This window comes from Pseudomonas sp. TE36184 (genome assembly GCF_054060055.1).
This window is the reverse complement of the sequence record NZ_JBSSCU010000001.1, coordinates 3,482,543-3,495,550: the sequence shown is the minus strand read 5'-3', so window position 1 is coordinate 3,495,550 and position 13,008 is coordinate 3,482,543. Positions and strand designations below refer to the sequence as shown.

9 protein-coding genes and 1 riboswitch are annotated in these 13,008 nt (G+C 61.3%); of the genes, 6 read left to right on the top strand and 3 right to left on the bottom strand.

Going from position 1 to position 13,008, the window contains the following annotated elements; genetic code table 11:
• The first annotated feature begins 110 nt into the window (after positions 1-110).
• Entirely contained in the window at positions 111-929 is an 819-nt protein-coding gene (locus tag ACVWZP_RS15620; RefSeq protein WP_017845952.1) for a M48 family metallopeptidase, read from the top strand.
• Between the two features lie 80 nt (positions 930-1,009).
• On the opposite strand, the gene ACVWZP_RS15615 is transcribed toward ACVWZP_RS15620, so the two are convergent.
• The 3 genes from ACVWZP_RS15615 to ACVWZP_RS15605 form a co-directional block, all read right to left on the bottom strand.
• Positions 1,010-1,594, bottom strand: a complete 585-nt coding sequence (locus ACVWZP_RS15615; RefSeq protein ID WP_017845951.1) for a TMEM165/GDT1 family protein — start codon at positions 1,592-1,594, stop codon at positions 1,010-1,012.
• Between the two features lie 88 nt (positions 1,595-1,682).
• Positions 1,683-1,804, bottom strand: a riboswitch (yybP-ykoY riboswitch).
• 50 nt (positions 1,805-1,854) lie between these two features.
• Positions 1,855-2,853, bottom strand: a complete 999-nt coding sequence (locus tag ACVWZP_RS15610; RefSeq protein ID WP_288076599.1) for a class I SAM-dependent methyltransferase — start codon at positions 2,851-2,853, stop codon at positions 1,855-1,857.
• A 30-nt stretch (positions 2,854-2,883) separates the two neighbouring features.
• Entirely contained in the window at positions 2,884-3,849 is a 966-nt protein-coding gene (locus ACVWZP_RS15605; RefSeq protein ID WP_017845949.1) for a 2-hydroxyacid dehydrogenase, read from the bottom strand.
• A gap of 84 nt (positions 3,850-3,933) precedes the next feature.
• Between ACVWZP_RS15605 and ACVWZP_RS15600 the strand changes: the two genes are divergently transcribed.
• The 5 genes from ACVWZP_RS15600 to ACVWZP_RS15580 all read left to right on the top strand — a co-directional run bounded on the left by ACVWZP_RS15600 (position 3,934) and on the right by ACVWZP_RS15580 (position 13,006).
• Positions 3,934-4,566, top strand: a complete 633-nt coding sequence (locus ACVWZP_RS15600; RefSeq protein WP_017845948.1) for a LysE family translocator — start codon at positions 3,934-3,936, stop codon at positions 4,564-4,566.
• A gap of 205 nt (positions 4,567-4,771) precedes the next feature.
• Positions 4,772-6,454: a fatty acid--CoA ligase gene (locus tag ACVWZP_RS15595; protein WP_017845945.1), complete on the top strand. Its 1,683-nt coding sequence runs from the start codon at positions 4,772-4,774 to the stop codon at positions 6,452-6,454.
• Positions 6,455-6,785: 331 nt separating this feature from the next.
• Complete coding sequence (locus tag ACVWZP_RS15590; RefSeq protein ID WP_301555800.1) at positions 6,786-8,657, top strand: DUF1302 domain-containing protein; 1,872 nt, start codon at positions 6,786-6,788, stop codon at positions 8,655-8,657.
• Positions 8,658-8,686: 29 nt separating this feature from the next.
• Positions 8,687-10,051 (top strand): DUF1329 domain-containing protein, encoded by a 1,365-nt coding sequence (locus tag ACVWZP_RS15585; RefSeq protein WP_079442873.1) that lies wholly within the window; start codon positions 8,687-8,689, stop codon positions 10,049-10,051.
• A 225-nt stretch (positions 10,052-10,276) separates the two neighbouring features.
• Positions 10,277-13,006 carry a LuxR C-terminal-related transcriptional regulator gene (locus ACVWZP_RS15580; RefSeq protein WP_108525389.1) on the top strand — a complete coding sequence of 910 codons (2,730 nt, stop codon included), beginning with the start codon at positions 10,277-10,279 and terminating at the stop codon, positions 13,004-13,006.
• Positions 13,007-13,008 lie beyond the last annotated feature (2 nt).

Genomic DNA, 13,008 nt, shown 5'->3' with positions numbered 1-13,008 from the left:
ATGTATCCGAAATTTAGCGTCTGCACGTCTGATGTATCTGGCGTCGATACAAATCACCGCCTAGGATACGCGCCATGTTTTCAGGGCGTCTTTTCAGGGAGAGTGTGTTGATGAAGAAATCATTGGCCGTAAGTGTATTGGCGGCAGCAGTGCTGCTGGCCGGGTGTCAGTCCGTCAACACCACCAGCGGCGGTGCCGTTGGGGTGGAGCGCAAGCAGTACATGTTCAGCATGCTGTCGAGCCAGGAAGTCGACCAGATGTATGCGCAGTCCTACCAGCAGACCCTGGGTGAAGCCAGCGGCAAAGGCCTGGTGGACAAGACCAGCGCCAACGCCAAGCGCGTGCAGGCCATCGCCAACCGCCTGATCGCCCAGGCGCCGACCTTCCGTCCGGATGCGGCGCAGTGGAAGTGGGAAGTGAACCTGATCAAGAGCGATGAGATGAACGCCAACTGCGGGCCGGGTGGCAAGATCTTCGTGTACAGCGGGCTGATCGATAACCTCAAGCTCAGCGATGACGAGCTGGCGGCGGTGATGGGCCATGAAATCGCCCACGCCTTGCGCGAACATGGCCGTGAAGCCATGTCCAAGGCCTACGGCATCGAGATGGCCAAGCAGGGCGCCGGCGCGTTGCTTGGTCTCGGCCAGGACAGCATGGCGCTGGCCGATACCGTGGCCAACTACGGCATGACCTTGCCCAACAGCCGCAGCAATGAAAACGAAGCGGACCTGATCGGCCTGGAGCTGGCGGCCCGCGCCGGTTACAACCCGAACGCCGCCATCACGTTGTGGAACAAGATGGCCAAGGCTTCGGAAGGCGCGCCTCCGGAGTTCATGAGCACTCACCCGGCCTCCGACAGTCGGATCGCCTCGTTGCAGGCGGCGATTCCGAAGGTGATGCCGTTGTATCAGCAGGCCAAGAAGTCCTGATAATCCAAGCCTCATGAAGATCCCAATGTGGAAGGGGGCAAGCCCCTCCCACATTGGATTGGGTTTGCAGGCTTGGATCCTTAGATCCAACCGCTGCTTTGCATGGCCTTGTACACCGCCACGATCGCCAGGACAAAAAACGCCGTAGCCGCCAGTCGACGAATCAAGGTCAACGGCAATTTCTCCGCGGCAAAATTCCCCGCCAGAACCACCGGTACGTTGGCAATCAACATGCCCAGGGTGGTGCCGATAACCACCAGCCACAGCTCAGGGTATTGCGCCGCCAGCATTACCGTGGCGATCTGCGTCTTGTCGCCGATTTCGGCGAGGAAGAACGCAATCAGGGTGGTCAGGAACGGCCCGAACTTGCGCGTGGTGCTGGCTTCGTCATCGTCGAGTTTGTCCGGCACCAGGGTCCACAGCGCCGTGGCGCAGAAACTCGCGGCGAGAATCCAGTGCAGCACCGCATCCGAGAAGAAACTGCCGAACCAGGCACCTACGGCACCCGCAGCGGCATGGTTCGCCAGGGTCGCGGCGATGATGCCGGCGATGATCGGCCAGGGTTTGCGAAAGCGTGCGGCAAGGATGAGCGCGAGCAGTTGGGTCTTGTCGCCGATTTCGGCCAAGGCAACGATTGCGGTAGGGACGAGCAGTGAATCCAGCATCAGGTAGGTTTCCAGGGGCGGGTCGACACGGCTATGACACGTACAGCCTTCCCGCCCCGGGTAAGGTGTGCGTGTCATAGGTCTTGTCAAACCCCGGTCCGTCTGAGCGGACTCCTGGGTCGCATACGCCATGGTCTGCTGACCAAGTATGTTGACGTATGCCGGACGAGCGTGGCGCTCGTGGGAGACTACTCCCCTAGGACGGAGCGGATTCTGCCTAGGCAAAATCCATTCGGCAAGTGTTCTTTTGCAAACGCCGATCAGCCGCGCTTGGCGCGATAGATGCGAAAACCATTGCCTTCGGCCTTGACCGCACACACGCCCAAGTGCTCTTCGATCAGCGGCTGGTACTTCAGGAAGCTGTTGGCAACCAGTCGGAGTTCGCCGCCTTTTGCCAGGTGTTTTGCGGCTTTTCGCAGCAAGTTCTCCGTGGCGAAGTAATCGGTGTGTACCCCGACATGGAACGGCGGGTTGCTCAGGATCGCGTTCAAGCCCATTGGCGCGGCATCGATGCCGTCTGCGGTCAGCACGTCGGCTTCCAGACCGTTGGCCGCCAGGGTCAGGCGGCTGCTGGCGGTGGCGAAGGCGTCCACATCCAGCATTGTCACCGTATTGTGCGGGTAGCGACGTTTGACCGTCGCGCCCAACACACCGGCGCCGCAACCGAAGTCCAGCAGGTGGCCGCTGGGCAGTTTGTCCAAATGCTCCAGCAACAACTCGGTGCCACGATCCAGGCGACCATGGCTGAACACGCCCGGCAGGCTCACCACTTTCAGCGGGCCTTCGGCCAGCGGCACTTCGAAAACCTGCGCCAGGCTCTCCAGCTCCACCGCTTGCGGCGCGTTGGCCACGGTGACCTGCCACAACTGGCAATGTCGTGCATTATCGAGTTTGCGCGGCTTGCCGAAGGGGATCATCTGTTTGGCGGCGCTTTCGATCCCGCCTTTTTTCTCCCCCACCAGAAACAGCTCGGCACCGGGCAGGCGTGCGGCCACGGCGTTGAGCAGATAGTCGGTGAGGTCCTTGGACTTGGGCAGGAAGATCACTGCCGCATCAAACGTGCGCTGCGGAACATTCACGCCGAACTGGCTGCGCTCGGGGAAACGTGCGTCGAGCGCAGCCTGGTCACCGGCATGCCAGCACCAGCCATGGGCGTTGGGCAGGCGGCCGAGCAAATCGTCGGCAGGCAACCCCACCAGCAGCAGGTTGCCTTGAAAAAGTTCGGCCTGACGAAGCAGTACTTCACTGCGCGGATCCATGGTCTGCTCCTTGAAAAGGGGCGCAGTTTATCAACTGACGACGCGCAGCGGGGCGCCGCTGAAAAAGCCGCGGGCGTTTTCAGCCAGTTGGCCGACAATCCGCTGCCGCGCTTCGCGACTGCCCCAGGCGTTGTGGGGCGTGACGATCAAGCGCGGGATATCGTCGGCCAGCAACGGGTTGCCATGCACCGGGGGTTCGACGCTCAGCACATCGGTCGCCGCGCCGCCCAGGTGGCCATTGCGCAAGGCGTCGGCCAGGGCCTGTTCGTTGATCAGGCCACCGCGCGCGGTGTTGACGATAAACGCGCCGGGCTTGAGCAACGCCAGCTCGCGAGCGCCGATCAAGTCGCGGGTGTGTTCGTTGAGCGGGCAGTGCAGCGTCAACGCGTCGACCTGCGCCAGCAGTTCATCCAGCGGCATGCGGTCGGCGCGGGCAGGGCGCCCGGGAATGGCGCCGAGTATGACGCGCATGCCAAAGGCCTCGGCCAGCCGTGCGACGGCACTGCCCAGTTCGCCATGCCCGAGCAAACCGAGGGTTTTGCCCTCCAGCTCGACGATCGGGTGGTCCAGCAGGCAGAACTGCTTGGCGGCTTGCCATTTGCCCGCGCTGACATCCCGTTGATAGTCCTTCAGCCGCGTCGCCAGGTTGAGCAGCAGCATGATCGTATGCTGCGCCACCGACGGCGTGCCGTAGCCCTGACAGTTACTGACGGTGACGCCATGGGCGCGGGCGGCTTCAAGGTCGACGTTATTGGTGCCGGTGGCCGACACCAGGATCAGTTTGAGTTCGGGGCAGGCGGCCAGGGTTTCGCTGTTGAGCGCAATCTTGTTGCTGATAGCGACCTGGGCGCCTTGCAGGCGTTCGACCACATTCTGCGGGGTGGTCTGCTCAAACAGCTGCAGCTCGCTGAAACAGTTGTGCAGCTCACTGAGATCGAGATCCCCCAGGTCGAGGGATGGGTGATCTAGGAAGACGGCGCGGCGATTGTTCGTCATCAACTGTACCTTTTGTGACAGGGTTCGAAGGCGTAATCTGCCGAGCCTATCAGATGAAATAATCCGTTACTTAATGGAGTGAGTATGTACGTCGCCGAGTTTTTGACCGTGGCCTTGATTCACCTGCTGGCAGTGGCCAGCCCCGGTCCGGATTTCGCGGTGGTGGTGCGCGAAAGTGTCACCCACGGCCGCCGCGCCGGGACCTGGACCGCATTGGGCGTGGGCTCGGCGATTTTCCTGCACGTGGGGTACTCGTTACTCGGCATCGGTTTGATCGTGTCCCAGTCCATCGTGCTGTTCAACGCACTGAAATGGGCGGCGGCGGCCTACCTGCTGTACATCGGCTTCAAGGCCCTGCGCGCGCAGCCGGCCAAGCCAGCCGCCGAGGGCGAACTGCACCGCGAAGTCGGCGAACGCACCCCACGCGGGGCGTTTACCGCAGGCTTTGTGACTAACGGTTTGAACCCCAAGGCCACGTTGTTCTTCCTGTCGCTGTTTACCGTGGTGATCAACCCGCACACACCGCTGGCGGTGCAGGCGGGTTATGGCGTGTACCTGGCGGTAGCGACGGCGGCGTGGTTCTGCCTGGTGGCGATGTTGTTCAGCCAGCAGCGGGTGCGTGCAGGGTTTGCGCGGATGGGGCATTGGTTCGATCGGACGATGGGGGCGGTGTTGATTGCCATCGGCGTAAAACTGGCGTTCACCAGCATGAAATAAATGATCTTCTCTCATTGAGGACAGTCCAAATGTGGGAGGGTGCAAGACCCTCCCACATTTGATCGCTATCGGCTTTGAGTGGTGGCGCAAAGCTAGCATCCAGCAGTCCCTACAAATCATTCCTTTGGCTGATTTGGTCGGCACCTAACGTCTCTACAGTGCAGGTCTTCAAGCCGAGACCGTGCAGTCATAAAAAGGGATTCGTATGTTGCAGACCCGTGTTATCCCGCCCGCCGAAGGTGCGTACCAATATCCGCTGTTGATCAAACGCCTGCTCATGTCCGGGGCCCGTTATGAGAAGACCCGGGAAATCATCTATCGCGACAAGCTGCGCTACACCTATCCAACCCTGATCGAGCGAGTCGCGCGCCTGGCCAATGTGCTCACCGAAGCCGGGGTCAAGGCTGGTGATACCGTTGCCGTGATGGACTGGGACAGCCACCGTTACCTGGAATGCATGTTCGCCATCCCGATGATCGGCGCGGTGATTCATACCATCAACGTGCGCCTGTCGCCGGAACAGATTCTCTACACCATGAACCACGCCGAGGACCGCTTTGTGCTGGTCAACAGTGAGTTCGTGGGGCTTTACCAGGCGATTGCCGGGCAGCTCACCACCGTCGACAAAACCTTGTTGCTGACCGATGCGGCCGAGAAAACCGCTGAACTGCCGAACCTGGTGGGGGAGTACGAAACCCTGCTGGCCGCCGCCAGCCCGAAATACGATTTCGAGGATTTCGACGAAAATTCCGTCGCCACCACCTTCTATACCACCGGCACCACCGGTAACCCCAAGGGTGTGTACTTCACCCATCGCCAATTGGTGCTGCACACCATCGGCGTGGCGACCATCATGGGCAGTGTCGACAGCGTGCGCTTGCTGGGCACCAACGACGTGTACATGCCGATCACGCCGATGTTCCACGTGCATGCCTGGGGCCTGCCGTATGTGGCCACCATGCTGGGCCTGAAACAGGTCTACCCCGGGCGTTACGATCCGGAATACCTGGTGGAGCTGTGGCGCAAGGAGAAGGTCACCTTTTCCCACTGTGTGCCGACCATCCTGCAAATGGTGCTCAACGCCAAGGCCGCCCAGGGCGTGGACTTTGGCGGCTGGAAAATCGTCATCGGCGGCAGCGCCCTCAATCGCACGCTGTATGAAGCGGCCAAGGCCCGTGGGATTCAACTGACCGCCGCGTATGGCATGTCCGAGACCGGGCCGTTGGTGTCCTGCGCCCATCTCAACGATGAGCTGATGGCCGGCACCGAGGACGAGCGCACCACTTACCGCATCAAGGCCGGAGTGCCCGGGCCGTTGGTGGAAGCGGCGATCATCGACAGCGACGGGCATTTCCTGCCCGCCGATGGCGAGTCCCAGGGCGAACTGGTGCTACGCGCGCCGTGGCTGACCGAGGGTTACTACAACGAGCCGCAAAAGGGCGCCGAGCTGTGGGAAGGCGGCTGGATGCACACCGGCGACGTGGCGACCCTCGACGCGTTTGGGGTGATCGATATCCGCGACCGCATCAAGGACGTGATCAAGACCGGCGGCGAATGGATCTCGTCCCTGGCTCTGGAAGACCTGGTCAGCCGCCACCCGGCGGTACGCGAAGTAGCGGTGGTGGGCATCGCCGATCCGCAGTGGGGCGAGCGCCCGTTTGCGTTGCTGGTGGTGCGTGATGGCCATGTGATAGGCGCCCGTGAACTCAAGGAGCACCTCAAGCCGTTCGTGGAGTTGGGCCACTTGAGCAAGTGGGCGATTCCAAACCAGATCGCCATTGTTACTGAAATTCCCAAGACCAGTGTCGGCAAGCTCGACAAAAAACGTATCCGCGTCGACATCATTGAGTGGCAGGCCAACAACAGTACGTTCCTCTCTACCCTTTGATACCTTTCGCCGTGCCCGTTCGGGCACGGCAATGCTCTATCTCGCGGCTTCACTTGTGATTTGCCGATTTTCAGCCATCCTTGCCGCGTCGGCCTTCGTCGACGTGGCAAAAGGGCTGTGGCAGACGGGTCGGTGATGCAAATCACACTTTAGAGGGATCAAGCGGTACCCCCTGCTGGCTATAGTCCCTCTCAGAGTTTTTCAAGGATGTTGCGCTTCGAGCCATGGGGGCTCGGTTGCCGGGCGGCATTGGAATCGTTGTATTCCGGCCGTTACATGCATCACCGAAAGAACTCACTGCCATAACAATAATGCACATGGAGTAGCGTCGATGACCTCAGTAAATCAGTTCTGGCGCCGGGCAAGATTGCCCCTGGCCGTCAGTCTCGCTTCTACGCTCGCCGGGCCGGCATTCGGCGTCAGTTTCAATATCGGTGAAATCGAAGGGAATTTTGACTCCTCTCTTTCCGTGGGGGCGAGTTGGTCGACAGCCAAGGCCAACCGCGATCTGATCGGCGTCAACAATGGCGGCAAGGGCTTGTCCCAGACCTCCGATGACGGCCATTTGAACTTCAAGCGCGGCGAGACGTTCTCGAAAATCTTCAAGGGCATCCATGACCTGGAACTGAAATACGGCGACACCGGTGTGTTTGTACGCGGCAAATATTGGTATGACTTTGAACTCAAGGACGAAAATCGTGAGTTCAAGGACATCAGTGACAAAGGCCGTCCTATGGGCGCCCGGTCTTCCGGCGGGGAAATTCTCGACGCCTTCATTTATCACAACTACTCGATTGCCGATGAGCCCGGTTCCGCGCGTTTCGGTAAGCAGGTTGTAAGTTGGGGCGAAAGTACCTTCATCGGCGGCGGCATCAACTCCATCAACCCGATTGACGTAGCGGCGTTCCGTCGCCCGGGTGCCGAGATCAAGGAAGGCCTGATTCCGGTCAACATGTTCTATGTGTCGCAGACACTGACCGAAAACCTGTCGGCGGAAGGCTTCTATCAGTTGGATTGGGAGAAGACCGTCACCGATAACTGCGGGACATTTTTCTCCCAGGCAGACGTCATTACAGGCGGCTGCAATGACAACCTGCGGTTGCTCAGCAAGCGCTCTGTGATAACCGCAGGCGGTGGTTTGCCGCTGATGAATCAGTTTGGCGTCAACATCAACGAAGAAGGTGTGCTGGTCAAGCGCGGCTCTGATCGCGACGCGCGTGATGGCGGGCAGTTCGGTGTAGCCATGCACTACAACTTCGAGCCGCTGGACACTGAGTTCGGCGCTTATTTCATGAACTACCACAGCCGTGCGCCGATTTTCAGCGCCAAGGGCGCATCGGCAGCGACTTACGCCGCGGCTAACGCATTGACGTTCACGCCAGCCAGTAATCTGCGTCCACTCCTTGTGGCCGGTAACTCCAGCTACTTCGTCGAATATCCAGAAGACATTCGCCTGTACGGTTTGAGCTTCTCCACGACCTTGCCTACCGGTACAGCGTGGAGCGGCGAGATCAGCTACCGGCCGAACGCTCCGGTTCAGCTCAACACCACCGACATCTTGTATGCGGGCGTTACGCCGTTGACAGGCTTGAACGGTGCTTCCCCGCTCAAGGGCGCCGCAGGTCAGGATCTGAATGGCTATCGCCGCAAGGAAATTACCCAACTCCAGACAACCTTTACGCACTTCTTTGATCAGGTCATGGGCGCCAGCCGGCTGACACTGGTGGGCGAAGTGGGGCTGACCCACGTCGGCGGCCTGGAAAGCAGCTCGAAAGCGCGCTACGGGCGTGATCCGGTATTTGGTCCTGGGGAAGGCCCACTGTGTGCGACGCTCAACGCGGGAACCATTGCGGGGGCAGGTGCAGGTACAGACCGCAGTAATCTGACGGCCAACTGCAACAATGACGGCTTTACCACCGCCAACTCCTGGGGCTATCGCGGCCGGGCAATCTGGGAATACCCGGACGTGTTCGCGGGTGTGAACCTCAAGCCCAACGTGGCCTGGTCCCATGACGTCAGCGGTTATTCGCCAGGCCCTGGCGGCAACTTCGAAGAAGGTCGCAAGGCTGTCAGTCTCGGCCTGGATGCTGAATACCAGAATACCTACACCGCGAGCTTGGCCTACACCAACTTCTTCGGCGGTAAGTATTCCACTGTGGACGACCGTGATTTCATCGCCCTCAGCGTCGGCGCCAACTTCTAAGCACACTGCATTTCAGGAAGAACCAGAACATGAAAATAACTAAAAGTCTGTTGCACGTCGGTGTGCTTGGGCTGTCGATCCTGGCGAGTAACGTCATGGCGGCGGTGTCGGCGGATGAGGCCGCCAAGCTGGGCACGACCCTGACCCCGATGGGCGCCGAAATGGCCGGTAACGCCGCAGGCACCATTCCTAAATGGTCGCCGTTGCCGACGAATGCCGGCGCCGTCGACGCCCGTGGTTTCCTGGCCAACCCTTATGCCAGCGAACAACCGCAATTCACCATCACCGCGCAAAACGTCGAGCAATACAAAGACAAGCTGGCGCCGGGGCAGTACGCGATGTTCAAGCGCTACCCGGAAACCTTCAAGATGCCGGTCTACCCGACCCATCGCGGCGCCACCGTACCGGCCGAGGTGTTCGCCTCGATCAAGAAGAACGCGACCAACACCAACCTGGTGTCCGGCGGTAACGGTCTGGAAAACTTCGAAACCGCCGTGCCGTTCCCGATTCCGAAAAGTGGCGTTGAAGTCATCTGGAACCACATCACCCGCTATCGCGGCGGCAGCGTGACCCGCCTGGTGACCCAGGCCACGCCGCAGACCAACGGGTCGTTCAGCCTGGTGTATTTCAAAGACCAGTTCGTGTTCCGCGACAAAATGAAGGACTTCGACCCGAAAAACCCCGGTAACGTGCTGTTCTACTTCAAGCAGCAAGTGACCGCGCCGGCACGTCTGGCCGGTGGTGTGCTGCTGGTCCACGAAACCCTCGACCAGGTGAAGGAACCGCGCTCGGCGTGGGTCTACAACGCCGGCCAGCGCCGTGTACGCCGGGCGCCGCAAGTGTCTTATGACGGGCCGGGTACCGCTGCCGACGGCCTGCGTACCTCCGACAACCTCGACATGTACAACGGTGCGCCGGACCGCTACGACTGGAAACTGGAAGGCAAGAAAGAAATCTACATCGCCTCCAACAGCTACAAGATTGACGATCCGAAACTCAAGTATGTCGACATCATCAAGGCCGGCCACATCAACCAGGACCTCGCACGCTACGAGCTGCGCCGCGTGTGGCATGTGGTCGCGACCCTGAAGGAAGGTCAGCGCCACATCTACGCCAAGCGTGACTTCTTCATCGACGAAGACACCTGGCAAGCGGCCGTGATCGACCACTACGACGGTCGCGGCCAACTGTGGCGCGTCGCCGAAGCCCATGCCGAGAACTACTACGACAAACAAGTGCCGTGGTACGCCCTGGAAACCCTCTACGACCTGCAGTCCGGCCGCTACCTGGCCCTGGGCATGAAGAACGAAGAGAAACAGGCGTATGACTTCGGCTTCACCGCCGGCATCAGCGACTTCAGCCCGGCGGCCCTGCGCCAGGACGGTGTTCGCTAAGCTGCACGCATAGCCAAATGTGGGAGGGGGCTTGCCCCCGATAGCGGTCTGACAGCCAAGAATTCTATTGGCTGCCCCAGCGCAATCGGGAGCAAGCCCCCTCTCACATTTCTTGTCGCAGTTCTTTTTCAGGCAAATGTTGCAAAGATCTACAAAACCGCCGCTTTTACCGCTAGTCTGCGGACATCTGCAATGCCGACAACAGCCTTCTACAAGAGCCCGGCGATGACTGATCTGTCCCGAATCCAGGGGCCTGCCAGCGCGGTGATCCCGACCCTGGAAGGTCGCTTCTACAGACCTCCGCTGCCTGACGGCTACGTGCTGCGACCGCGCCTGTGCGAACGGCTGAGCGCTGGCCTGGAAGGGCGATTGCTGCTGGTCTGCGCGCCGGCGGGGTTCGGCAAGAGTTCGCTGGCGGTCGAGTTCTGCCAGAGTCTGCCCGCCCATTGGCAAAGCCTTTGGCTGGGCCTGAGCCCACGGGATAACGACCCCGGGCGTTTCCTCGAGCGCCTGCTTGACGGCTTGCAGCAATACTTCCCGCAACTGGGTGCGCAATCCCTGGGCCTGCTGAAAATGCGTCAGCGTCATCAACCGTTTGCCTTCGAGGAATGGCTCGATGGCTTGCTCGATGAGCTGGCGCTGCAGTTGTCCACGCGTGCGCCTTTGTTGCTGGTGCTGGATGACTACCATTTGGCCCAGGGCCCGGTGCTTGATCGCTGCCTGCAGTTTTTCCTCAATCATTTGCCCGATGGCCTGCTGGTGCTGGTTACCAGTCGCCAGCGCCCGGACTGGCACCTGGCGCGCTTGCGCCTGTCTCGGCACCTGCTGGAGCTGCATGAGCAAGACCTGCGCCTGACCCACGCCGAATCCCTGGCGGTGTTGGATCGCCACAGCAGTTCGCTGCGCGGCGAGGCGCTGGATAACTTGATCCGGCGCAGTGAAGGCTGGGTCGCCGGCTTGCGTTTCTGGCTGTTGGCGGCCTCCGAAGCGGGGAATGAGGGCGCCTTGCCGCAGAGCCTGCACGGCGGCGAAGGCTTGATACGCGACTATTTGCTGGAAGAAGTGATTGATTGCCTGCCGGCGGAAGTCCAGGCATTCCTCTATGAAACCGCTTCGCAGGAACGCTTTTGCAGTGAACTGTGCGACGCCATACGCGATGCCCACGACAGCGCGGAAATCCTGCGTTACTTGCAGGCTCACCAGGTATTTCTGGTGCCGCTGGACGAGCAGGGGCACTGGTTCCGTTATCACCATTTGTTTTCCGACCTGCTGCGCACCCGGCGCGCGAGCAGCGCCGTGCTGCCGCCCGCCAGCCTGCACCTGCGCGCCTGTCGCTGGTTCAACGCCCAGGGGCTGATCGATGAAGCGGTCGAGCAGGCGTTGCGCGCCGGTCATCTGGATGTGGCGGCGAACCTGGTGCAGAACCTCTCCGAGGAGCAACTGCTGGCAGAGCAGAACGTCGGCATGCTCCTACGCTGGAAAATGGACCTGCCCGACAGCCTGCTGATCAGCACGCCCCGGTTGATCGTGCTGTACAGCTGGGCCTTGGGCCTGGCGTGTCAGTTGGATGCGGCGGAAGAACTGTCGGGCTACCTCAGCCGCTTCCTGCCAGCGCCATCGGCCACCGCGCAGAAGTCGATGCTGGCGCAATGGCTGGCGCTGAGCGGGATCATCGCCCGGGGCCGAGGCGACCGCGAGCTGACCCAGCGCTATTGCAGTGAAGCCTTGGAAAGCCTGCCGCAGCGCCGTTATGGTCAGCGCCTGATGTGCCTGTCGACCCTCTCCAACCTGGCGATCGTCGATGCCGACCTGTGGCGCGCCCGTGGCTTGAACCGCGAATCCCTCGAATTGGCGCAGCGTGTCGGCAACCCCCTGTTCGAGGCCCTGGCCCATTACGACCGTGCCCGGGTCTTGCAGGCCCGGGGTGAAATCCTGCGCTCGCTGGATGAAGTGCGTCAGGGCCTGCAACGCTTGCACGACCTTTCGCCCCAACGGTTGTACGCCGTGCGCGCCCGATTAGCGCTTTACGAAGGCTACCTGCTGCTCGCGCGTTGTCAGCCCGAAGCCGGCCTGGTCCGCCTGCGCGCCGGCCTGGCCGAAGCCCGCGCCTGCCGGGATATCAGCGTGCTGATCGGGCATTGCGTGATTGCCAACTTCGAAGGGCGCCGCGGCGACTTCCCCAAAGCCTTCGCCGAACTGGCCGAGGCCGAACGCCTGATGCACATCTGGGACGTGCCGCCGATTTACTACCTGGCAATGATCACCCTGATCAAATGCGAGCTCTGGTTGGCCCAGGGGCGTACCGACCTGGCCGACGCCTGGCTGACCCGCCTGGGGCAAACCTACAACGGCGCACACGCGGCGGCGGCCCCGGAGTTTCATCCGCACCTGCCGCAGCATATCGAGCTGCAGCAAGCCGCGTTGGATGCGATCCGCCATCAACCGGCGGCGGCCCTGCAGCGCCTCGAAGACCTGGCGCAACACGCTCATGGCAGCGGCCGCCAGATGATTGCCCTGATGGCGCTGACCCAGCAGGCGCAGTTGCTGCTGGAGAGCGGCCAGGAGGCCAAGGCGCGCGAGGTGTTGGTTCGCGCCCTGGAAGCCGGAGCCGGCGGCGCGCTGCAACCCTTCCAGCGCCTGCTTGAAGGGTATCCCGACTGGATGCGCGATCAACTCGGCCAAGACCCCCATGGTTTATTGAACCAGAGCCTGTTGGCGCTGCTGCCGGCCGTTGCTGTCAGCGAGCCGGCGCCCAACCATGAAACCCTGAGCGCCCGCGAGCTGGCGGTGCTGCAACTGATTGCCCAGGGCTGTTCGAACCAGGAGATCAGTAACCGCCTCTTCATCTCCCTGCACACGGTCAAGACCCACGCGAGCCATATCAACAGCAAGCTCGGCGTGGAGCGGCGCACCCAGGCGGTCGCGCGGGCGCAGGAGCTGCGGTTGATTGGTTAAAG

Bases quoted from the DNA above. Each gene is read 5' to 3' on its own strand.
- ACVWZP_RS15580 (WP_108525389.1), top strand. From the start codon at position 10,277: ATGACTGATCTGTCCCGAATCCAGGGGCCTGCCAGCGCGGTGATCCCG.
- ACVWZP_RS15595 (WP_017845945.1), top strand. From the start codon at position 4,772: ATGTTGCAGACCCGTGTTATCCCGCCCGCCGAAGGTGCGTACCAATAT.
- ACVWZP_RS15615 (WP_017845951.1), bottom strand. From the start codon at position 1,594: ATGCTGGATTCACTGCTCGTCCCTACCGCAATCGTTGCCTTGGCCGAA.
- ACVWZP_RS15600 (WP_017845948.1), top strand. From the start codon at position 3,934: ATGTACGTCGCCGAGTTTTTGACCGTGGCCTTGATTCACCTGCTGGCA.
- ACVWZP_RS15585 (WP_079442873.1), top strand. From the start codon at position 8,687: ATGAAAATAACTAAAAGTCTGTTGCACGTCGGTGTGCTTGGGCTGTCG.
- ACVWZP_RS15590 (WP_301555800.1), top strand. From the start codon at position 6,786: ATGACCTCAGTAAATCAGTTCTGGCGCCGGGCAAGATTGCCCCTGGCC.
- ACVWZP_RS15620 (WP_017845952.1), top strand. From the start codon at position 111: ATGAAGAAATCATTGGCCGTAAGTGTATTGGCGGCAGCAGTGCTGCTG.
- ACVWZP_RS15605 (WP_017845949.1), bottom strand. From the start codon at position 3,849: ATGACGAACAATCGCCGCGCCGTCTTCCTAGATCACCCATCCCTCGAC.
- ACVWZP_RS15610 (WP_288076599.1), bottom strand. From the start codon at position 2,853: ATGGATCCGCGCAGTGAAGTACTGCTTCGTCAGGCCGAACTTTTTCAA.